This window comes from Pedococcus sp. P2_E2 (genome assembly GCF_056403955.1).
This window is the reverse complement of the sequence record NZ_JBFUEM010000001.1, coordinates 502,276-522,805: the sequence shown is the minus strand read 5'-3', so window position 1 is coordinate 522,805 and position 20,530 is coordinate 502,276. Positions and strand designations below refer to the sequence as shown.

Annotated in this window: 17 protein-coding genes and 1 riboswitch; of the genes, 7 read left to right on the top strand and 10 right to left on the bottom strand. The window is 71.2% G+C overall.

Translation table 11 applies throughout. From position 1 onward, the window contains the following. Nucleotides 1-83: 83 nt before the first annotated feature. From AC1DWR_RS02460 to AC1DWR_RS02445, 4 genes are all read left to right on the top strand, one after another. The gene (locus AC1DWR_RS02460) at nucleotides 84-998 is read left to right on the top strand and encodes a sulfurtransferase (RefSeq protein WP_477613332.1); all 915 of its coding nucleotides are present in this window, start codon (nucleotides 84-86) and stop codon (nucleotides 996-998) included. Nucleotides 999-1,051: 53 nt separating this feature from the next. After that, nucleotides 1,052-1,486: a SufE family protein gene (locus tag AC1DWR_RS02455; protein WP_477613439.1), complete on the top strand. Its 435-nt coding sequence runs from the start codon at nucleotides 1,052-1,054 to the stop codon at nucleotides 1,484-1,486. Nucleotides 1,487-1,658: 172 nt separating this feature from the next. Continuing rightward, complete coding sequence (locus tag AC1DWR_RS02450) at nucleotides 1,659-3,386, top strand: DNA polymerase (RefSeq protein ID WP_477623553.1); 1,728 nt, start codon at nucleotides 1,659-1,661, stop codon at nucleotides 3,384-3,386. Nucleotides 3,387-3,444: 58 nt separating this feature from the next. After that, nucleotides 3,445-4,248, top strand: coding sequence for a DUF1206 domain-containing protein (locus tag AC1DWR_RS02445; protein WP_477623552.1), 804 nt, complete (start codon nucleotides 3,445-3,447; stop codon nucleotides 4,246-4,248). Nucleotides 4,249-4,276: 28 nt separating this feature from the next. Here the strand turns inward: AC1DWR_RS02445 and AC1DWR_RS02440 are convergent, their stop codons facing one another. Next, nucleotides 4,277-5,212 carry a PAC2 family protein gene (locus AC1DWR_RS02440; RefSeq protein WP_477623551.1) on the bottom strand — a complete coding sequence of 312 codons (936 nt, stop codon included), beginning with the start codon at nucleotides 5,210-5,212 and terminating at the stop codon, nucleotides 4,277-4,279. A 266-nt stretch (nucleotides 5,213-5,478) separates the two neighbouring features. Here AC1DWR_RS02440 and AC1DWR_RS02435 point away from each other — a divergent pair, with 266 nt between their 5' ends. Next, entirely contained in the window at nucleotides 5,479-6,126 is a 648-nt protein-coding gene (locus tag AC1DWR_RS02435; protein WP_477623550.1) for a TetR-like C-terminal domain-containing protein, read from the top strand. Between the two features lie 57 nt (nucleotides 6,127-6,183). Beyond that, nucleotides 6,184-7,737, top strand: coding sequence for a DHA2 family efflux MFS transporter permease subunit (locus tag AC1DWR_RS02430; protein ID WP_477613337.1), 1,554 nt, complete (start codon nucleotides 6,184-6,186; stop codon nucleotides 7,735-7,737). A 78-nt stretch (nucleotides 7,738-7,815) separates the two neighbouring features. Here AC1DWR_RS02430 and hrpA read toward each other — a convergent pair whose 3' ends face one another. From hrpA to AC1DWR_RS02405, 5 genes are all read right to left on the bottom strand, one after another. Next, entirely contained in the window at nucleotides 7,816-11,742 is a 3,927-nt protein-coding gene (gene hrpA, locus AC1DWR_RS02425) for an ATP-dependent RNA helicase HrpA (RefSeq protein WP_477623549.1), read from the bottom strand. Between the two features lie 31 nt (nucleotides 11,743-11,773). Continuing rightward, a complete protein-coding gene (locus tag AC1DWR_RS02420) occupies nucleotides 11,774-11,956 on the bottom strand; it encodes a hypothetical protein (protein WP_477623548.1) in 183 nt (60 codons plus the stop codon). A 99-nt stretch (nucleotides 11,957-12,055) separates the two neighbouring features. Next, entirely contained in the window at nucleotides 12,056-13,375 is a 1,320-nt protein-coding gene (locus AC1DWR_RS02415) for a bifunctional o-acetylhomoserine/o-acetylserine sulfhydrylase (RefSeq protein ID WP_477623547.1), read from the bottom strand. A gap of 157 nt (nucleotides 13,376-13,532) precedes the next feature. Continuing rightward, a riboswitch (SAM riboswitch) is annotated at nucleotides 13,533-13,647 on the bottom strand. A 72-nt stretch (nucleotides 13,648-13,719) separates the two neighbouring features. Next, entirely contained in the window at nucleotides 13,720-14,973 is a 1,254-nt protein-coding gene (locus AC1DWR_RS02410; protein ID WP_477623546.1) for a hypothetical protein, read from the bottom strand. Continuing rightward, nucleotides 14,970-15,260 carry a hypothetical protein gene (locus AC1DWR_RS02405; RefSeq protein ID WP_477623545.1) on the bottom strand — a complete coding sequence of 97 codons (291 nt, stop codon included), beginning with the start codon at nucleotides 15,258-15,260 and terminating at the stop codon, nucleotides 14,970-14,972. Before AC1DWR_RS02405 ends, AC1DWR_RS02410 begins: the two co-directional genes overlap by 4 nt. A 152-nt stretch (nucleotides 15,261-15,412) precedes the next feature. Between AC1DWR_RS02405 and AC1DWR_RS02400 the strand changes: the two genes are divergently transcribed. Next, entirely contained in the window at nucleotides 15,413-15,871 is a 459-nt protein-coding gene (locus tag AC1DWR_RS02400) for a nitroreductase family deazaflavin-dependent oxidoreductase (RefSeq protein ID WP_477623544.1), read from the top strand. 24 nt (nucleotides 15,872-15,895) lie between these two features. Here AC1DWR_RS02400 and AC1DWR_RS02395 read toward each other — a convergent pair whose 3' ends face one another. The 4 genes from AC1DWR_RS02395 to AC1DWR_RS02380 form a co-directional block, all read right to left on the bottom strand. Then, entirely contained in the window at nucleotides 15,896-16,303 is a 408-nt protein-coding gene (locus AC1DWR_RS02395) for a hypothetical protein (protein WP_477623543.1), read from the bottom strand. Then, nucleotides 16,296-16,661 (bottom strand): hypothetical protein, encoded by a 366-nt coding sequence (locus tag AC1DWR_RS02390; RefSeq protein WP_477623542.1) that lies wholly within the window; start codon nucleotides 16,659-16,661, stop codon nucleotides 16,296-16,298. The genes AC1DWR_RS02395 and AC1DWR_RS02390 overlap by 8 nt, the downstream gene beginning before the upstream one ends. A 53-nt stretch (nucleotides 16,662-16,714) precedes the next feature. Next, nucleotides 16,715-18,115, bottom strand: a complete 1,401-nt coding sequence (locus AC1DWR_RS02385; protein ID WP_477623541.1) for an RNA polymerase sigma factor — start codon at nucleotides 18,113-18,115, stop codon at nucleotides 16,715-16,717. Between the two features lie 180 nt (nucleotides 18,116-18,295). Further along, a complete protein-coding gene (locus AC1DWR_RS02380; RefSeq protein WP_477623540.1) occupies nucleotides 18,296-20,527 on the bottom strand; it encodes an MMPL family transporter in 2,232 nt (743 codons plus the stop codon). Between the last annotated feature and the right edge of the window lie 3 nt (nucleotides 20,528-20,530).

The following is a 20,530-nucleotide window of genomic DNA, read 5'->3' as shown; positions in this document are numbered from 1 at the left end:
TCAGCACCCCTCCGGGTTTGGTTTCGGTCGGTCGCCGCCATCCTGCCATGTGGCCCCGTGACCAGCGGGATTAGCCTTGGGACATGGTCGACACCGCTGACTCCCCCTCCGCCACCTTCACCCAGTACGCCCACCCCGAAAGGCTCGTCAGCACGCAGTGGCTGGCCGACCAGATCGAGGCCGGCGCCGTCGGCGGGCCCGACGGCATCGTCGTCCTGGAGTCCGACGAGGACGTGCTGCTCTACGACACGGGCCACATCCCGGGCTCGCTCAAGCTGGACTGGCACCAGGACCTCAACGACCCGGTGGTGCGCGACTACGTCGATGCCGAGCAGTTCGCTGCGGTCATGTCGGCCCGCGGTGTCGGCCGAGACACCACGGTCGTGATCTACGGCGACAAGAACAACTGGTGGGCCGCCTACGCGCTGTGGGTGATGAGCCTGTTCGGACACGAGGACGTGCGGCTGCTCGACGGCGGCCGCGCCAAGTGGGTGGCCGAGGGTCGCGAGCTGACCCGCGAGGTCCCGGCCGTGGGCAGCCTCGCCGGCGACGCGGCATACCCAGTGGTGGAGCGCGACGACGCGCCGATCCGCGCGTTCAAGGAGGACGTGCTCGCCCACCTCGGTGGGCCGCTGGTCGACGTGCGCTCCCCCGGCGAGTTCAGCGGCGAGCTGCTGCACATGCCGGACTACCCCCAGGAGGGCGCCATGCGCGGAGGACACATCCCCGGCGCCAAGTCGGTGCCGTGGGCGCGAGCGGCCAACGAGGACGGCACCTTCAAGTCGCGCGAGGACCTCGAGGCGATCTACCTCCAGGAACAGGGACTGTCGCCCAGCGATGCCACGATCGCCTACTGCCGCATCGGCGAGCGGTCGTCGCACACGTGGTTCGTCCTCACCCACCTGCTGGGTTTCGACGCCGTCCGCAACTACGACGGCTCGTGGACCGAGTGGGGCAACTCCGTCCGAGTGCCGGTCGAACAGGGTGCGTCGCAGTGACCAGTGCCGTGAGTGGCACAGCGTCCACCCAGCCGGCGCCCTTGCCTGCCGCGATGCAGGAGATCGCCGACGACTTCGCGGAGCTGCTTGCGCCGCAACGCCTCGAGCTCCTGCTGGAGTTCAGTGAGGGCCTGCCCGACCTCCCCGAGAGGTATGCCGGTCGGCTGGGTGAGATGGAGCAGGTCCACGAGTGCCAGTCCCCGATCTTCCTGGCGGTCGAGGTCGCCGAAGAGCCGCTCGATCAGCCCGGCGAGCGCGCGGTGCACCTGTTCTTCTCGGCGCCGGCCGAGGCACCGACCACGCGCGGGTTCGCGGGGATCCTCAGCGAAGGGCTCGACGGCCTGACCGCTGCCGAGGTGCTGGCGGTGCCGGAGGACGCGCCCTACCGGTTCTCGCTCGGCGAGGCGGTCTCACCGCTGCGGCTGCGGGGCATGGTCGGGATGCTGAGCCGGATCAAGCGCCAGGTCGCCCTCAAGACCCACGCCTGACCCACCCCTGACCCCACCCCCTGACCCACACCCGCCCGGCCCCACCATTATCGGGTGACCCGATAAAGGTGGGCTTCACCCCGGAACGGTTTCGCGGGGAAGCGGACCTTTGTCGGGTGAAGCAGCCGGGACCGACGGGATCGTCGGTCCCGGGTGCGAGGATGTGCCCGCCATGCCTGCTGCCCACGTCGCCTTCGTCGCCACAGCGGACGGTCGCGCCGCGATCGTGGGTGACCACGTCCAGCTGGTGGGCCGGGCAGACCAGCTCGTCACCCGGGCCTGCGAGCTGGAGGCGGCTGAGGACGTGCGGTGGGTCTGGTGGTCAGCCGGCGGCGATGCCTCAGCCCTCGTCGCGGCCGGGGTGCCGGTGAACCGCTGCTGGGACGTGGCCGAGGCCCACCGCCTGCTCGCGGGCGGGTGGGAGGCGACGCCCCAGGTGGCGTGGGCCGCGGCATACCGACTCGATCGTGCGGGCCTGCCGGCAGCGGCGCGCGGTGACCTCTTCGACTTCCACAGCACTGGACCCTCGTCGTCCGCGCCGGCCGGCGCACCGGGCACGGACGTCGGCGCAAGCTTGTCGGTGGTGCGGCCGGACGGCTACCTCGACCCCGACGCGGGCGCGGCCACGTGGGCGCCCGACGACGACGTGGTGGTGGCCTGGGGGCGCGCTGCCCTCGCTTGCGCAGGTGCTCAGGCGGCGGCCCTGGCGGACGTGGGCCCACGATCGGTGGCGGCCGCCCACTCCGAGTCCGCGGCAGCGTTCCTGTGTGTCGAGCTCGCCCGTGACGGGCTGCCCGTCGACCGGGCGACCGCCGAGAGGATGATCGCGGAGGCCGCCGGCGCCCGCCCGGAGAGCGACGCGGACGCGCGACGGATCCGCGCCGAACGCGACCTGCAGGTGCTGTCGCACACGCCTGGTCGCGAGTACACGGATCTGCGAAACCCCTTGCAGGTCAAGGAGCTCCTCGCCTCCGTCGGGGTAGTCGTGCCCAACACGCGCAAGTGGGTCCTCGAGCCGTTCCGCGAGACCCACGCGGTCGTCGGAGCCCTCCTGGAGTGGCGCAAGGCCGAACGCATCGCGACCACCTACGGCTACCCCTGGCTCGACGCCCACGTGGGCCCGGACGACAGGCTCCGTGGCGGGTGGACCGCCTGCGACGGAGCCGCTGGGCGGATGACCGCACAGAACGGCCTCCACAACCTGCCGACCTCGCTGCGCCCAGCCGTGGCCGCCCATCCCGGTCACGTGTTCGTCCGCGCCGACCTCGGACAGATCGAACCGCGCGTCCTGGCCGCGGTCTCCGGCGACGAGGCCTTTGCGGCAGCGACCCGGGCCGACGACCTGTACGCGCCCGTGGCAGCCGCCCTCGGGGTCGAGCGTCCGGTGGCCAAGATCGCGGTGCTCGCCGCGATGTACGGCCAGCGCAGCGGCGCCGCCGGCGAGGCCCTCAAGGACCTCGAGCGCACCTACCCGATCGCCATGGGCTACCTCGATGCCGCGTATGCCGCGGGGTTGCGGCGCGAGCCGCTGCGCACCTTCGGCGGTCGGCTGATCCGGCTCGACGCGGTCCTGGCCGACGTGCCTGCCGAGGGCACCGCGGCCTACGACGCCGCGCGTGGACGGTTCGCCCGCAACGCCGTGATCCAGGGCAGCGCGGCCGAGCTGTTCAAGGCCTGGGCCGCCACCGTCAGGGTCACGACGCGCGACCTCGGCGCCCAGATCGTGCTGTGCCTGCACGACGAGCTGCTCGTCCACGTCCCCGAGGAGAGCGCCGCTGAGACCCGCGCCAGGCTCGAGCGCGCCCTGACCGACAGCGCCCGACGCTGGACGGGGTCGACGCAGGTGCGGTTCGTCGCCGACGTGTCGGTCATCCGGCGCTGGTCCGAGGCCAAGGATTGAGCCAGGGAGTACCGGCCCTTACTCCCTGACCTGCGGTGATGCGTGGTTAGGTGGTGCCATGGACCACCAGGACGTCAAGCAGGCCGCCTCCAGGGCCTCCGACCACCCCGCCCTCGAGGCCGCCGCACGCGTGGGTTACGCCACGAGTGGGCTGCTGCACCTGCTGATCGGCTGGATCACCCTCCAGGTGGCCTTCGGCGGCAACGGCGGCAAGAACGCAGACCAGAGCGGAGCGCTCGCGTCCCTCGCCGGCAACGGCGCAGGGAAGGCGGCGCTGTGGGTGGGCGTGGTCGGCTTCCTCGGCCTGGCCGTCTGGCAGCTCGCCGATGCCGTCGTGGGGCATCCCGGCGGCGACAAGGACGCGTGGGGTGGACGCGCCAAGGCCGCGGGCAAGGCGGTCGTCTACCTCGCTCTCGCCTGGTCGGCCTTCCAGTTCGCCCGGGGCAGGACCAGCGACAGCCGGAGCCAGAGCGTGGACTTCACCGCCAAGCTGCTCGACAAGCCCGGTGGACGCGCGCTCGTGGTCGCGATCGGGCTCGCGATCATCGCCGTCGGCATCTACCACGTCCACAAGGGGTGGACGAAGAAGTTCCTCCAGGACCTCCAGGACCACCCCGGCACGTGGGCTACGCGTGCCGGGCGGATCGGCTACATCGCCAAGGGCGTTGCCCTCGTCATCGTCGGGTTCCTCTTCGCCGCTGCGGGCGTGCACGAGCAGGCGAAGGAAGCCACCGGCCTCGACGGCGCGCTCAAGTCGCTGCGCGACGAACCCTTCGGTCCTGCCCTGCTCGTCGTGATGGCGGTCGGGTTCGCGGCGTTCGGGCTCTACAGCTTCTCGCGCGCCAAGCACGCGAAGGTCTGAGCGCGGCGACCGGTCAGGCGGCGACCGGTCAGCTCGGGTTGCCCTCGCCGGAGGCCTCGTCATCGGCGACGTCCCGCAGGAACTGCTCGAACTCGGCGCCGATCTCGTCCGCTGACGGCAGCTCGCTCACGTCCGTGGCCAGCAGGCTCGGCTTCTGGCGACCCTCGCTGAAGGTGTCGTACTGGCGCTCCAGGGCGGCGATCACCTGCGACACCTCGTCGGACCCCTCGATCTCGCGGGCGATCTCGGCCCGGTTGAGGCCGGCCTGCGCGATGAGGTCGTCGATGGGCAGGTTGAGCCCGGTCGCGGCGGTGATCGCGTTGAGCGCGGTCACCGCTCCGTCGGCGAACTCTGCCTGGGCGAGGTAGTGCGGGACGTGCACCGCGAACCCGAGGGCGTCGTGGCCCGACTCCCCCAGCCTGAGCTCGAGCAGGGAGGACAGGCTCGCCGGCACCTCGACGCGACCGAACGGGTTGTCCTGCAAGGGAATCAGCCGCGGGTCGGTCGCGTGGGACGTGAGGCCGATCGGGCGGGTGTGCGGGACCGCCATCGGGATGCCGTGGGCACTGACGACGAGGTTGACGCCGAGCAGCACCACGAGCTGTCGGACCGCCTCGGTCATCCGCTCCCACTGGAAGTCCGGCTCGGGTCCGGTCAGCAGGAGGAAGGGCGTGCCGTCCCGGTCGACGAGGCGGTGCAGCGCCAGGCACGGGTCGTCGTAGCTCATCCAGCGGTTGGAGTCGAAGACCATGGCGGGCCGACGACTGCGGTAGTCGACCATCTGGTCGGTGTCGAAGGACACGACGACGGTGGACTCGCCGGAGCCGAGGAGGTGCTCGGTGAGGATCCGCTGCGTGTGGCCCGCGTCCATGAAGCCGCCGAGCGCGACGACCATGACCGACGCACGCAGCTCCTGCGGGTCGGTGTCGGTCTCGAAGTGGTAGAGCTCGGATGGGTTCAACACGGCTACTCCAGCGGTCGGTCCCAGGTGTCGCCTGGGCTCGTGGGGATGGTGGTTCTCGCCCGGGACGCTGGCGGGCGTCCCGGTCCACAGTGCCAACGCTCCAGCATGGCAGGGGATTCCGCGCCCCGCCTCCACCACCGGCGCGAGCTGCGTCACCGCCTCGATGTGACGCCCGTCACACTTGCCGGGTTTGTGGAATGGGTCGCCCGAGCCTAGAGTTTGATGAAACGAAACAGTTTCGTTCTATCCACGACGCAAGGAACCCCGTGACCCCCACCAGCACCGCCACCACGACCAGGGGAACTGCGGAGGCGCCCGAGCAGGCGCGCTCCCGCCCCCGGGTCGAGGGCGACCGCGAACGGGAGATCCTCGAGGCCGCGCTCGTGACCCTGGCCGACGTGGGGTACGACCGCCTCAACTTCGACGCGGTGGCCAGTGCGGCCAAGGCCTCGAAGGCCACTCTCTACCGCCGCTGGCCGTCGAAGGTCGACCTCGTGATCGACGCGCTCCAGCTGATGGTCGGCGTCGAGGCCGACCGCTACCCCGACACCGGCTCCCTGCGTGGCGACCTCATCGCCCAGGCCTGTGCCAAGGGCGGCCTCGGTGAGGACCTCCCTCTGCAGGTCTTCGCCGCACTGCTCGGGTCCCTGCACCGCGACCCCGAGCTGCGCGACGCCATCATGACCCGCCTGATGGCTCCCAAGATGGCGGTCACCCTCAAGACGTTCCGCGCCGCTCAGCAGCGCGGGGAGATCGGCAAGGACGCCGATCTGGAACTGCTGGCGCGACTGCTGCCGGCGATCACCATCCACGAGGCCATGCTGTCGGGCTCCCACCCGTCGCAGGAGCGCCTCATCGCCTTGGTGGACAGCGTCGTCCTCCCCGCCTGCGCCGCGACGTTGCAGCGCGACTGACCCACCACGCCTCACCACACCACCAGCCACGCACCACCCACACACCAAGGAACATCCATGTCTTCGACTGCTGTCGTCGAGTCCGTCTCGACTCCGGAACCCGACGCCGCGCCCAGCGGCAAGGGCCGGCACCTCGGCATCGCCCTGACCGTCATCACGGCCGCGCAGCTCATGGTCGTGCTCGACGGCACGATCGTGAACATCGCGATGCCGCACATCATGGCCGACCTCGGCTTCACCCAGGAGAACCTCTCGTGGGTCGTCACGGCCTACACGCTCGCCTTCGGTGGGCTGCTGCTCCTCGGGGGGCGCCTCGGTGACCTGTTCGGCCGCCGCAAGGTCTTCATGACCGGTGTGCTCGTCTTCGCCGGGGCCTCGCTCCTCGGCGGCCTCGCCCAGACCGAGGGCATGCTGCTCGGCGCCCGCGCGCTGCAGGGCATCGGTGCCGCGCTGGCCTCCCCCACCGCCCTCGCCCTGATCACCACGACGTTCCCGGCCGGGCCGGCCCGCAACCGCGCCATGGGCGTGTATGCCGCGATGTCCGGCGCCGGTGCGGCCGTGGGCCTCATCCTCGGTGGCGCGCTCACCGAGATCGACTGGCGCTGGACGATGTTCATCAACGTGCCGATCGGCCTCCTCGTGGCCTTCATGGCGCCGCGCTTCCTCTCCGAGTCGGAGCCCGGCAAGGGCCGGATCGACGTCCCCGGGGCGATCCTGGGCACCGGTGGGCTCGTGTCCCTGGTCTATGGCCTCACCAACGCCGCCAGCGACTCCTGGACCTCGGCGACCACCCTCACCACGCTCATCGCCGGTGTCGCGATGCTCGTCGCGTTCGTCGTCGTGGAGATGCGTTCCTCCCACGCGCTCATGCCGATCCGCATCCTGGCCGACCGCACCCGCGGCACGTCCTTCGCCGTGATGCTGATCGTCGGTGCCGCGATGTTCGCGATGTTCTACTTCCTCGGCCTCTACATCCAGCAGGTGCTGGGCTACTCGCCGCTGAAGTCCGGTTTCGCGTTCCTGCCGTTCTCGTTCGGCATCGTCGTGGCGGCGCAGATCGCCTCCACCCTGATGACCCGCGTGGACCCCCGATGGATCGCCGGGGTGGGCACCCTGCTCGCCGCGACGGGCATGTTCGGCTTCGCCCAGCTCGACGTCGACAGCTCCTACGCCACGGGCCTCCTGCCCTGGATCACCGTCCTCGCGGTCGGCATGGGCCTCACCTTCGTGCCGATGACGCTCACGGCCACCGCCGGCGTGGCGTCCGAGGACTCCGGTGTCGCCTCGGCGGTGCTGAACACCATGCAGCAGGTCGGTGGGGCCCTGGGCCTGGCGACCCTCAGCACGGTCTTCGCGAACGGCGCCAAGGACAAGGGCGCCGAGCTCGGTGCCGCGCTCCAGACCAAGGCCGCGTCTGGCGCTCTGTCCCCGGAGCAGCTCCAGGCCGCACAGCACCAGATCGCGCTGCAGGCGCAGACGTTCGGCTCCAGCCACGCCTACCTGGTAGCCGGCGTGATGATCATCATCGGCTCGCTGATCACCTTCGGCTTCCTGAACGTCAAGCACGAGTCGCTGTCGTCCGAGGGACACGAGAACGTGCACCTCGCCTGAGCTGCTCATCGCGCCGACGAGGGCCCCGACCACCTGTGGTCGGGGCCCTCGTCGGTTGTGCAGCAGGAGTGCCGCGAGTCACCCCAGGGCGGCGATGGCCGCGCGGATCCGCTTCTCCGACACCGGGTATGCCGTGCCGAGCCCGTTTGCGAACAGGCTCACCCTCAGCTCCTCGACCATCCACCCCACGTCCCGGACCGGGGCCGAACGGCGCTCGACGGGCGGCAGGGAGTCGAGCAGGTCGGCATACGCGATCTCGACCCGGTCCACGACCTCCTGATTGGCCGCGTCGCGCGCCAGCGCGGCCGGCGAGGACGGGGCCTTCTCCAGCCGTTGCAGCATCGCCCGCAGGTAGCGCCGCAGGTGGGGCAGGCGCGCGAGCCCGGTATCGGCGATGAAGCCGCCGTAGACGAGGCTGTCGAGCTGGGCTCGGACATCGGCGACGAGGGCCGACGCGGCTGGAGCGGTGAGGCCGTCGAGGCGCACCCGCACCTCCCTCGCCGCGGAGAGGACCGGCTCCACCTCCGCGACCACCGTCAGGACGCGCGTCGCGATGTGGGTGCGGACCGCTGCGAGCACCGCGCCGAACGTGGCGGCGTCGCGGACTCCATCGGCGCCCGCCCCGAGGCCATCTCGCTCGAGGACGATCGCGTCGACGGCGCAGGCCAGGGCGTCGTCGAGCAGGGCCGGCACGGAGCCGTGCGGGTTGTCGCCCAGAGCCAGCTTCTGCGCGTTGCTGAGGGTGGCCAGCACTCGCTTCCAGGGCGCCGTCGTGTTGAGCAGCAACAGCCGCCGCACGCCCAGCGCAGTGGCCGCGCCCGCCTCTCTCGCGCCGGGCATCACGACGATGTCGACGCGGTCGCCGCGGTCCACCAGCGCAGGGAAGCCGTGAACGGTCTGGCCACCGGACGTCGACTCGAAGGTCGCAGGCAGGTCACCGAAGTCCCACTGCCGCAGTCCTTTCCGCTCGATGGCTGCGGCCGCACTCGACATCCGCCGCTGCACCTGGCCGGCCAGCTGCTCCTGGAGGGCGCCCAGGTCCTTGCCGCTGCCCAGCACGCGTCCAGTGCCGTCCTCGACGGCGAACGTGATGCGCAGGTGGTCGGGGACTCGGTCTGCCGCGAACTGTTCGGGCGGCACCTGGATCCCGGTGCGTGCGCGGAGCACCCGAGCGAGCTCGTCAGCCAGCCGTCGGTCGCCGCCGGGCTGGGCCTGCGCGAGGGCAGCAGCCGCGTGGTCGGGCGCCGGGACGAAGTGCACCCGGGTGGCCTTCGGCAGTGACCGCAGCAGCGCCGTCGCCAGCTCCTCCCGCAGCCCGGGCACCTGCCAGTCGAAGCCCGCGTCGGACACCTGGTTGAGCACCTGGACAGGAATGTGCACCGTCACGCCGTCCGCCGCCGCACCCGGTTCGAACTGGTAGGTGACCGGCAGCTCGATGCCCCCTTGTGTCCACGTCCTCGGGTAGTCGAGGGCGGACACCCCCTCCGCGCTCTCGCGGGTGAGGAGCTCTTCGGTGAAGGTCAGCAGCTGCGGCGTCGTGCGGCGGGCGTCCTTCCACCAGCGGTCGAAATGGCGTTGGGAGACCACCTCGGCGGGTACCCGTGCGTCGTAGAACGCCACGAGGTCCTCCTCGTCGACGACGATGTCGCGACGCCTGGCTCGTTCCTCGAGCTCGGAGAGTCGTTGCAGCAGAGCCTGGTTCGCGGTGAAGAACGCGTGGTGCGTGTCCCAGTCCCCCTCGACCAGGGCATGCCGGATGAACAGGTCCCGCGACTCCTCGGGGTTGATCCGCGCATACTGCACGGTGCGGGCGGCCACGAGGGGGACGCCGTAGAGCGTGACCCTCTCGGTCGCCACCACGGCGCCCTGCTTGCGAGACCAACGCGGCTCGGAGTAGGTGCGCTTGACGAGGTGGTGGGCCAGCCGCTCGGCCCAGATCGGGTCGATCCTGGCGTTGCTGCGCGCCCACAGCCGGGTCGTCTCGACGAGCTCGGCCGACATCACCCAGGTCGGCTGGCGGCGGAAGAGCGTCGAGCCGGGCGAGATGCCGAACCGTGCACCGCGGGCCCCCAGGTAGTCACGCTTGGCCTCGTCGCGCAGCCCGATGTGGGACAGCAGTCCGGCCAGCAACGCCTGGTGGATGAGGTCGGCGTTGGGCGGCTCCCCCGGGGCTGCGGTCGCCGCCTTGGTGTCGATGCCGACGTCCTGGCACGCCTTGCGCAGCTGGCTGTGCAGGTCCTGCCATTCCCGCACCCGCAGGTAGTGCAGGTACTCCGTGCGGCACATGCGCCGAAAAGCACTGTGCGACAACGCCTTCTGCTGTTCCTTGAGATAGGCCCACAGGTTCAGCAACGACATGAAGTCAGAGTGCTCGTCGCGGAACCTCGCATGCGACTGGTCGGCCTGGGTCTGCTTGTCGGCAGGTCGCTCGCGCGGGTCCTGCATGGAGAGCGCGGCGACGATGACCAGCACCTCGCGGGTGCAGCCCAGCGCGCCCGCCTCGATCAGCATGCGTCCCAGCCGCGGGTCCACGGGCAGCCGGGCCAACGACGTCCCGTATGCCGTGAGCCGCCTTCCGCGGCCACGCCCCTTCCGGGGCGGGCCCGTGGAGGGCGACGCCGCGGCATACCCGTCTGGGCCGTCCTGCCCGATGTCGAAGGCCTGCAGCTCCTCCAGCAGTCGGATGCCGTCGGCCACCTGACGGGCGTCCGGGGCGTCCACGAAGGGGAAGGCCGCGATGTCGCCGAGGCCCAGCGAGGTCATCTGGAGGATGACGGACGCGAGGCTGGTGCGCTGGATCTCGGGCTCGGTGAACTCCGGTCGCGCCTCGTAGTCCTCCTCGGAGTACAGCCGGATGCAGATGCCGTCGGCGAGGCGCCCACAGCGGCCGGCGCGCTGGTTCGCACTCGCCTGCGAGATCCCCTCGATCGGCAGCCGCTGCACCTTGGTGCGCTGGGAGTACCGCGAGATGCGCGCGGTGCCGGCATCGACGACGTAGCGGATGCCGGGCACAGTGAGCGAGGTCTCGGCGACGTTGGTGGCCAACACGATCCGGCGTCCGGCGGCTCGTCCGAAGACCTTGTGCTGCTCGGCCGCGGACAGGCGCGCGTAGAGCGGGAGCACCTCGGTCTGCGGCAGCTTCATGCTCTCCAGCGCGTCCGCCGTGTCCCGGATCTCGCGCTCCCCGGACAGGAACACGAGGATGTCGTGACCGGTGCCGTCCGCGGCCCGCTCGGTCCACAGCTCCTCGACGGCCTCACACACGCCGGTGACCTGGTCGCGCTCTTCGGCGGTGGGTCGCTCAGGGTCGACGAGGGGGCGGTAGCGGACCTCCACCGGGTAGGTGCGGCCGGACACCTCGATGATCGGCGCCGGCTCACCACGGGCCGAGAGGAAGTGCTCCGCGAACCGCTGGGGGTCGATCGTCGCCGACGTGATGATGACCTTGAGGTCAGGGCGTCGCGGTAGCAGCTGCTTGAGGTAGCCGAGGATGAAGTCGATGTTGAGCGACCGCTCGTGCGCCTCGTCGATGATGATCGTGTCGTACTTGCGCAGCAACCGGTCTCGTTGCATCTCGTTGAGGAGGATGCCGTCGGTCATCACCTTGACGAGGGTGGAGTCGCTGCTCTGGTCGGTGAAACGCACCTGGTAGCCGATCGCGCCGCCGAGCTCCACCTCGAGCTCCTCGGCGATCCGCTCGGCGACCGAGCGGGCTGCGATGCGTCGCGGCTGGGTGTGCCCGATCAGTCCGGCCTGCCCGCGCCCCACCTCGAGGCAGATCTTGGGCAGCTGGGTGGTCTTGCCCGAGCCCGTCTCGCCCGCGACGATGACGACCTGGTGGTCGCGGATCGCGGCGGCGATGTCGTCCTTGCGCGTGACGACCGGCAGGTCCGGCGGGTACTTGAGCTCCGGCACGGGCGGCGGGACGCGCGCGGGCCGAGGTGGGCCCGCCCGACGTGGCCGCCGAGACCGGGACCGCTGCTCGGAGGACACGGGCGAAATCATACGGGTGAGCCCCAGCCACCCCTGGATCTGCTCAGCGCACCAGTGTCGTCAGGTTGCGCGGGTTCGGCAGCTGGTCGGGAGCCAGGATCGCCCCGCCACCTGCGACGGTCACCAGCACGAGGACGACGGCAAGGACCGTCACGACCGCGACGAGGAGAAGCGGTGCGACCTGGTGTGGAAGGTGGACCGTGTGGACGTGCAGGTGGAGCGTCACGGGCCCCGGATGCGAAGCCATGCCCCAGTATCCCCCCGCGGCCGCCGGCTGACACCTGCATTCGACGTGTTGGGTCGGACGCAGGTGTCAGCAGTCGGCTCAGACGCCCTTGGCCGCGATGAAGCCCTGCTCCAGGTCGGCAAGGATGTCGTCGATGTGCTCGATGCCCACGGCGAGGCGCACCAGCCCCGGCGTCACCCCGGCCTTCAGACGATCGCCGTCCGGGCCCTGGGAGTGGGTCGTGGAGGCCGGGTGGATCGCGAGCGAGCGCACGTCACCGATGTTGGCGACGTGGCTGTGCAGCACGAGGGACTCGACGAACCGTCGCCCCGCTTCGACGCCGCCGACGATCTCGAACGCCAGCACCGCCCCAGCACCCCGCGGCGTGTACTTCGTTGCCTTCGCGTACGACTCGTGGTCCGGCAGGGAGGCCCACACGACCTGCTCGACCTGCTCGTGCTGCTGGAGGAACGCCGCCACCTTGTGCGTGTTCTCCAGGTGCCGCTCGATGCGCAGGCTCAGCGTCTCGATGCCCTGGGCGATGAGGAAGGCGTTGAACGGTGCGATCGCGGGACCAAGGTCGCGCAGCAGCTGGACGCGCGCCTTGAGGATGAACGCGAGGTTGGCGCCGAAGGCACTCCCCACGCCGAGGTCCCGCGCGAACACCAGCCCGTGGTAGCTCTCCTCCGGGGTGTTGTAGTTGGGGAACTTGTGGGGGTCGGCCCCGAAGTCGAACGTGCCCCCGTCGACGATCACCCCTGCGATCGACGTGCCGTGACCACCGAGGTACTTGGTCGCCGAGTGCACGACGATGTCGGCTCCCCACTCCAGCGGACGGATGAGGTAGGGCGTCGCGATCGTGTTGTCCACGACGAGCGGCACTCCGGCCTCGTGGGCGACGGCCGCGACGCCCTCGATGTCGAGCACCTCCGACTTCGGGTTGGAGATCGTCTCGCCGAAGAACAGCTTGGTGTTGGGCCGGACGGCGGCCCGCCACGACTCCAGGTCGTTGGGGTCCTCGACGAAGCCCACCTCGATCCCGAACTTGGGGAGGGTGTGCTTGAGCAGGTTGAAGGTGCCGCCGTACAGGCTCGGGCTCGCCACGACGTGGTCCCCCGCCTCGGCGATGTTGAGGATGGCCAGGGTCTCGGCGGCCTGGCCCGAGGCGACCAGCAGCGCCCCGACCCCGCCCTCGAGCGACGCGACTCGCTGCTCGACAGCGTCCTGGGTCGGGTTCATGATGCGGGTGTAGATGTTGCCGAACTCCTTGAGGGCAAACAGGTTTGCCGCGTGTTCCGTGTCCTTGAAGACGTAGGACGTCGTCTGGTAGATCGGCAGGGCGCGAGCGCCGGTGGCGGCGTCCGGCTCCTGTCCGACGTGGACCTGCCGGGTCTCGAACGACCAGTTGGTGGAGCTCATCTCGGTGTCCTTCACTCTCGTATGCCGCGTGGCACGGATCGGGGGCCCGTCACCGGCGGAGCGGGTGGTCGAGGTGCCTGTGAAGGGGAGGTTCGAGCTCCCGAGGTCCTGTGATCACTGATGCCACCGCCGGAACGGTGCGGGACACGTGGTGGGTCTCCCGCGCTTGCGGACGGCAACTGCGCCGCCCGCCAGGTCTTCACCCGGGGCACCCCACCGCGGAGGAGGGTTGCCGGCCAGCGAGCCGGGGCTTGTCGCTGGCACTCATGACCTGGGCCGAGGCTACGCCGGGGAGGTGAGCGAGCGGCATACCCATCTCTCATGGCGGACGCACGAACGGCGGGTCAGCGAGCGCCGGGACGTGGGTCGGGATCGGGGGTGGTGCCGCGCGCGTCGGTGGCGTCGCGGGCCCGCATCGCCAGGTCCCCCTCGTGCCGGGCGTACAGGTCGCGCCCGGTGCCGACGGCCCCCAGACCCGCCGCGGTCGCCTCGGCCGCGAGGCCGGTGACGAACATCGTCCGCGACCGGTCGGGGTCACGGGTCACCAGGGCGAGGTCGTCGAGCCACTTGTTGCGCACGAGGACGCGTGCACGTCCCGCGACCTGCTCGGCCACCCAGTGCGCCGTCGCGGTCGGCGAGCCCGGCGACCGGGTCGCGCGGAACGTGCGGGCGTCGGGCTGGTACTCGGCTCGACCGGCGCGGCGAAGCTCCTCGGCCGTCGCGAGCCGGAGCCGTTGAGCCGTGCCGAAGCGCAGCGAGCGTCGCGCCGTCCTCGTCGGGCCCGCGAGGGCCGCGGGGTTCGTCGCCAGGGCGCCTCGCTTGAGCACGCCGGACGCGGCGCCGGTGACCGACATGGCGGCGCCCACGCCGATGTGGCCCCAGTCCCCGTCGCCGTAGCCGACCTTGACCACCGCGTCTGCCGTCAGCTGGAGTCCGTCGCACGCCCCGGCGGCGACCCCCAGCGCCTTGGACGGCGGCGTGGGAGCCATCGCCACGGCCCCTGCCGCGCTCCCGAGCACGCCGGCCCCGCGACTGAGCCCCGTCAGCGAGTCGTACATCCGTGAGTCGTCGAGGCCGTCCTGGACGAGCTGGTGCAGAACCGTGGCGCACCGGTGGTCCGCCTCGGCGAACCGATGCCAGGCTGCGGCATGGCGGCGTTCGGCGACCTGGACGAGCTCGAGCTGCTCCAGCTCCTTGCGGTGCAAGTCCGCGGCGACCGCACGCTGCGTCGGGTCGGCGCTCTCCTGCGCCGTCACCCGCCGGTTGCCGAGGGCGACCGCTAGCTGCCACGCCTCCGCGTGCGTCGTCACCGCCCAGGAGGCGTCGTGCTGCGCCTCCGCCAGGGCTGCGGCAAGGGGCCGCAGGGCCACCGCCGACACCGCGTAGCGACGCCCGACCGAGACCAGGAGCGAGGCCGCGGTGCGGGACCGAGCGGCGAAGGCGGCGCCGCCCGGCCCCTCCCAGGTCGTCCTGCTCGGGTCGCCGAGGCTTCGCACCGTGCTCGCCAGGGCCAGCAGCAGCTCGCCCTGCCCGGCCAGCCGGTCGGCGAGTGCGCGCACCGTGCCGGGATCACCCGACAGCGGCCTCAGGATCGTCATCCCTGGCCACCGTCGAAGGCAGCGGCGCTCCTGCCCTCGACGTCGGCGTACAGCCGCCCGGCCAGCGCCGTCGCGGCCGCGAGGTCCTCGAGCGCGCGGCCGAGCACGTGACGTTGGTGCTCGAAGTCACCCAGCACCGACGCGAGGGCTCCGGCGCTGTCGCCGGGGCCCAGCGCCCAGGTCTGCTCCGAGCTGCGCACCGCCTGCCAGAGGAGGTCGTCGGCCACCTCCCGGAGGGAAGCGCCCAGCGCCACGATGGTGTCGGAGTTCACCTCGATCCGGGTCATGGGTCCGAGGGTAGGTCGGTCGTGGGACGCCTCCCGGAGTTGTCCACAGTCGCATGTGCGCCGGATCCTCGGCGCCCGACAGCTCCCACCGAGCCGACCCGCCTGCTCGACCCCTCCACCCGAGATGTGCCGGTTCGTGCTGTGATGGACCCATGAGCATTGTTGGTGAGTACGTCGCCAGCCCCACCGGCTGGGTCCGAACGCAGGTCGAGCAGATCGAGGCCGCCGGGACGACCCGAGCGGTCGCCATCCAGGGTCGACGGGTCGTGATGCTGACCATGATCGGCCTCTCCGGCAAGGTGCGAAAGGTGCCGTTGATGCGCGTCGAGCACGACGGTGTGTATGCCGCGGTGGCGAGCAAGGGTGGCGCGCCGGAGCACCCCAAGTGGTACGCCAACATCCGCAAGAACCCGGTCCTCGACCTCCAGGACGACGACCGCACGTGGACGGTCCGGGCCCGGGAGCTCGAGGGTGCCGAGCGCGAGGAGTGGTGGCCGCGGTGCGTCGAGGCGTTCCCGCCCTACGCCGACTACCAGGTCAAGACCGACCGGCTGATCCCCGTGTTCGTCCTCGAACCAGTCGACGAGCCGGTCGACGAAGCCACGGACTAGCGGTCGACGACAGCCGACCAGCCCTCAGCTGGGACGGGTGCGCCGCAACCAGAGCAGGCCGAGCACCGGCAGCACCAGTGGCACGAAGCCGTAGCCGGACCCGAAGTGCGACCACACCGTCTTGTCGGGGAAGGCGTCCGTGGCCAGGTAGGACGCCAGACCCACGATGAGCACGCCTGCCAGCTCGACGCTGATCGCCACCAGCGCGACGCGGCGCGACGTGAGGTCGCCGCGCTCCAGCGCGACCGTCGCGATGAGGTAGATGACCGCTGCGAGCGCCGACAGGACATAGGCCAGCGGCGCCCTCGAGAAGTACTCGGAGATCTGCAGCACCGAACGACCGGTGGCCGCGAGAGCCAGCAGGCCGTAGACCGCGACGAGGACCACGCCCGGTCCCGATCGGGTCGAAGGGGCGGACGGGGTCTCAGCCACGGAGGTTCCAGATCTGTTGGAGTCGAGCGGTCATGACCGCGACGGCGAACGCCCCGACGGCCACGACCCCCATCGCCCAGCGGGTCTTCTCCTTCAGCGCGAGGAACAGTGCCGCCGGCGGCACGAAGGGAAGCGTGATCGCATAGGCCGCGAACGTCGCCTGTTCGGCGCCGCCACCGGGTACCCGCCCGAGATGGACGAGGCAGACCACCAGCTGCACCAGGAGCCCCAGCTCGGTCACCCCGGCCACGAGCAGGAGGCGGTCGTCGACGAGGCGGCTGCGCGCGGCATACCAGGCGGCGACGGCCATCAGGCACACCGCCGCCACGAGCACGACGACGGTCAGCGGGAGGAGCACGGCGGGAAGCCTACGCGAGCGCCCCGTCGTGGTCGTTCGCCGGTCGGGGACCGTCAGCCGCCGGTCTTGACGCCCTTGCCGGACGACCGCGGGTTCGGCGCCTCTCTGTCGCCGGTCGTGGCCGGGTCACTCGGGGCGGACGCCGAGGTGCCGGCCTTGGCCGACTTGCCCTGGGCGGGCGGCGTCACGGACTTCGTCGAGTTGGGGGTGAGGTTGGGGGCATGCGTCGCGGGCGAGTGCGGAGCCGGCGTCTTGGTGCTCGGTGCCTTGGTGGTCGACGGCTTCGTCGGGTGCGTGGGCTTGGCCGACGGGATGACGCGCGCCGTCGGTGCCGACGAACCCTTGGTGGGCTTGGCCGCGAGGACCCCTGCGCAGTACGCCTCCACCCGGTCCGCCCCACCGGCAGTGCCCGTCAGGTTGCGGAAGGCGACCGACCGGTCGCGAGCGGTGCCCTTGGCCTTGTCCGAGGCCCACGCCCTGCACAGGCCTGCGGCGGGGCTGCCCGCGGCATGGGGCCCCACGCCTGCATTCGGCGGGGTCGTCGGGTTGCTCCCGGGGTCCGATGACGTGCCCTTGCCCGGGGCCTCGGGCGCCGGTGCCCCGACGGTGTCGTGCAGGACCTGCTGGACCGGGTCGGGCAGCACCCCGACGTAGGCGGCTGCCCCGAGACCGCCCAGCGACATCACCGACACGGACAGGGCCGTCGCGGTCAGGAGCGCGGCCCGCGACCGACCGGCTGCCGCCGCGGTCACGGCGCCCGCGGAGCCCAGACCGATGGCGATGACCTTGACCCCCGGCGACCGGCGTGCCGAGGACGGGATCTTGCGGAAGGCACTCAACGCGATGTGTTCGTCAGCCAGTTCCGCCGGCGTGGGAGGGGCGGCCAACGACCACGCGAGCAGGTCGGCGTCGGTGGCCAGCCGCTCCAGGGCCCGCGACTCGGCCCGTTCGATGTTCGCCTGGTCCACGCCGACGACGTCGGCCACCGCACTGGGCGGCAAGCCCGCCCCCAGGTGCAGCACGACGACTTCGCCCTGCCCGAGGGGCAGGGCGCGCAACGCGGTCAGGGTGTCGTTGATCCCGCGGTGCACCGGGTCGCCTCCTGCGTCGGACTCGATCAGCTCGTCGATGTCGAGCTCGCCATCGCCCTCGACCTGGATCCCCGGCAGCACGGTGACCGACCCCCAGGCCCGTCGGAGCGTGCTCTCCTCGGCGCGCTGGCGGGCACAGGCGAGCAACCACACGCGCCAGGCGAGCTCGTCCCCGACAAACCCGGGCAGACCGCGCACGACGGTGATCCAGCCCTCGCAGGCCTCGTCGTAGGGATCGTCGTGCCCGACGACCCGCAGGTAGCGGATCATGGCCGGGTTGGCATCACGCCAGAGCCGGGCGAAGGCATCCTCTTCGCCGGCTTGGGCGGCGCGCAGGGTGCGCGTGAATTCGGTCCCCAGCACGATCTCAGTATCGCGGTTCGGCCCGCGCCGTCCCCTCATCCGTTTGGCCCCAAAGTCAAGACTTGGTCAAGTCACCCGAGAGCAGTCCCGGCAGCCGCCGGCAGGCAGCGGGGGCGGTGGTGCCGTGGCCAGGGCTTCGGTGAGCACCGAAGCCCTGGCACGGTATGCCGCCCGCCCGGGTCAGGGCGCGACTGCCAGCTCCGGGGCGGGCACCAGGACCGACTCGCGAGAAGCTGGCTCCTCACGGTGTCCGTGCCGCTCCCACCACCGCGCGAGTGGACCGGGTGCGTACCAGTTCGCCCTGCCCAGCAGTCGCATCGTGGCGGGCACGAGCAGGGCCCGCACGACGGTGGCGTCGAGCAGGACGGCCACGAGCATGCCCACCCCGATCATCTTGAGGAAGACGATCCCGCTCGTCGCGAAGCCACCGATGACGACGGCCAGCAGCAGGGCGGCGCTGGTGATGATGCGCCCGGACCGCTGCACGCCGGCCGCGACCGCCCGGGTGTTGTCCCCGGTGCGGTCCCACTCCTCACGCACGCGGCTGAGCAGGAACACCTCGTAGTCCATCGAGAGGCCGAACAGGATCGCGAGCATCAGGATCGGCTGGGTCACGTCGAGGTAGCCGGGAGAAGTGAAGCCCAGCAGCCCCGACAGGTGACCTTCCTGGAAGATCCAGGTGACCACGCCGAAGGACGCGACGATGGACACGCCGTTCATCACGATGGCCTTGAGGGGCAGCACGACCGAACCGAAGGCGACGAACAGCAGGACGAGCATCACGGCCGCCACCATGAGCGCCATCCACGGCAGGTGGTCGCCGATCGAGTCGATCAGGTCCACGGCGTCGGCGGTCGGGCCACCGACCAGCGCGGTGGTGCCAGTGGGCAGGTCGACGGCCCGGATGCCCTTGAGCACGTCCTGGCTGCTCGAGGTCTGGGAGTTCCCCTGCCAGGTCGCCTGCACCAGCGTGAGCTGCTGGCCGTCCACGGACCGGGTCGCCACGGCTTGCGCCTGGGTGACCCCGTCAACCGCCTTCAGGCTCGTGAGGTAAGCCGAGGTGGCCACCTCATCCGCCCCGCGCACCATGATCGACGCGGTGGACGTCTCGCCACCGAACAGGTCCGCCTGCAGGTCCGCGGCCTGGCGGCTGGGCGAGCTGACCGGCAGGACACGCTCGTCGACGCTGCCCCACTGCGCCCCCAGGAACGGGCTGCCCAGCGCGAGCAGGCCGATGACGATGGCCACGAGGTAGGCGACGGGACGACGCATCACGCTGTGCGCGACCCTGGCCCAGGTGCCGTGCACCACCTCGTGGTCCGCGCCGTGCAGCTCGTCGGGGGTGCGCGCGTCGGCGAGGTGGGCGCGCGAGCCGCGGCGCCACGGCATACGGCCGAACTCGATGCGGGACCCGAGCACCCCCAGCAGGGCGGGCAGCACCGTCAGGGCCGCCAGCATCGCGACCAGCACTGCGGCCATCCCGCCGTAGCCCATCGAGCGCAGGAAGTTCTGGGGGAACAGCAGCAGCGACGCGAGCGAGGCGGCGACGATGAGGCCGGAGAAGAGCACGGTGCGACCGGCGGTGGCCATCGTGCGTTCCACGGCCGCGCGGACGCTCTCCCGGGACGTGTCGGGTTGGTGCGCCAGCTCCTCGCGGAAGCGGCTCACGACGAAGAGTGCGTAGTCAATCGCCAGGCCCATGCCGAGCAGGGTGATGACGTTGATCGAGAAGATCGAGACGTCGGTGACCCCCGTGATGAGGCGCACCACCGCGAACGCACCCATCACGGCGATCCCGCCGACCAGGGTGGGCATCAGGGCCGAGACGAGGCTGCCGAAGATCAGCAGGCTGAGCAGGAAGACGATCGGCAGCGAGATCGACTCGGCGCGCGCGATGTCCTTGGAGACCTGCTCGTTGACGTCGCCGAAGACCGCCCAGCGGCCACCCACACTCGTGCTCAGCCCGGGGGCGTCGAGGTCACCCTTGACGGCGTCCCAGTTGTCGCTCTTGGCGTCCTGGCTGGTGCCGGCGAGGGTGACGATGACGCGCGTGGCGTGTCCGTCGCTGCTCACCAGCCCCGGCGACCTGGTGTCGTAGTAGGTCACCGTCCCGGCCACATCGGTCCTGGGCAGTGCGGTCAGGGTGTCGGTGACCGCGCGCTGGAACGCCGGGTCCTCCACCCGCAGGGTCGGGCTGGAGTAGACGATCACGAGGTCGGTCTCCCGGCCGGGGAAGGTCGCCTGCTCGAGGACGAGCTCCTTCGCCGAGTCGGTGGCGGGGTCGTCGAACCCGCCGTTGGAGAGGTTGCCGAACACTCCTATCCCGTATGCCGCGGCGGCCAGGACCACCGCTATGCCCCCGAGGAGGACCAACCAGGACCTTCGTGCGACGAGCTGACCCCACCTGTGCATCCG

Excerpts from the sequence above, each read along its gene's own strand:
- AC1DWR_RS02415 (WP_477623547.1), bottom strand. The coding sequence starts at position 13,375 with ATGAGCTCCACCAACTGGTCGTTCGAGACCCGGCAGGTCCACGTCGGA.
- AC1DWR_RS02410 (WP_477623546.1), bottom strand. The coding sequence starts at position 14,973 with ATGACGATCCTGAGGCCGCTGTCGGGTGATCCCGGCACGGTGCGCGCA.
- AC1DWR_RS02400 (WP_477623544.1), top strand. The coding sequence starts at position 15,413 with ATGAGCATTGTTGGTGAGTACGTCGCCAGCCCCACCGGCTGGGTCCGA.
- AC1DWR_RS02445 (WP_477623552.1), top strand. The coding sequence starts at position 3,445 with ATGGACCACCAGGACGTCAAGCAGGCCGCCTCCAGGGCCTCCGACCAC.
- AC1DWR_RS02430 (WP_477613337.1), top strand. The coding sequence starts at position 6,184 with ATGTCTTCGACTGCTGTCGTCGAGTCCGTCTCGACTCCGGAACCCGAC.
- hrpA (WP_477623549.1), bottom strand. The coding sequence starts at position 11,742 with ATGATTTCGCCCGTGTCCTCCGAGCAGCGGTCCCGGTCTCGGCGGCCA.
- AC1DWR_RS02380 (WP_477623540.1), bottom strand. The coding sequence starts at position 20,527 with ATGCACAGGTGGGGTCAGCTCGTCGCACGAAGGTCCTGGTTGGTCCTC.
- AC1DWR_RS02450 (WP_477623553.1), top strand. The coding sequence starts at position 1,659 with ATGCCTGCTGCCCACGTCGCCTTCGTCGCCACAGCGGACGGTCGCGCC.
- AC1DWR_RS02405 (WP_477623545.1), bottom strand. The coding sequence starts at position 15,260 with ATGACCCGGATCGAGGTGAACTCCGACACCATCGTGGCGCTGGGCGCT.
- AC1DWR_RS02460 (WP_477613332.1), top strand. The coding sequence starts at position 84 with ATGGTCGACACCGCTGACTCCCCCTCCGCCACCTTCACCCAGTACGCC.
- AC1DWR_RS02455 (WP_477613439.1), top strand. The coding sequence starts at position 1,052 with ATGCAGGAGATCGCCGACGACTTCGCGGAGCTGCTTGCGCCGCAACGC.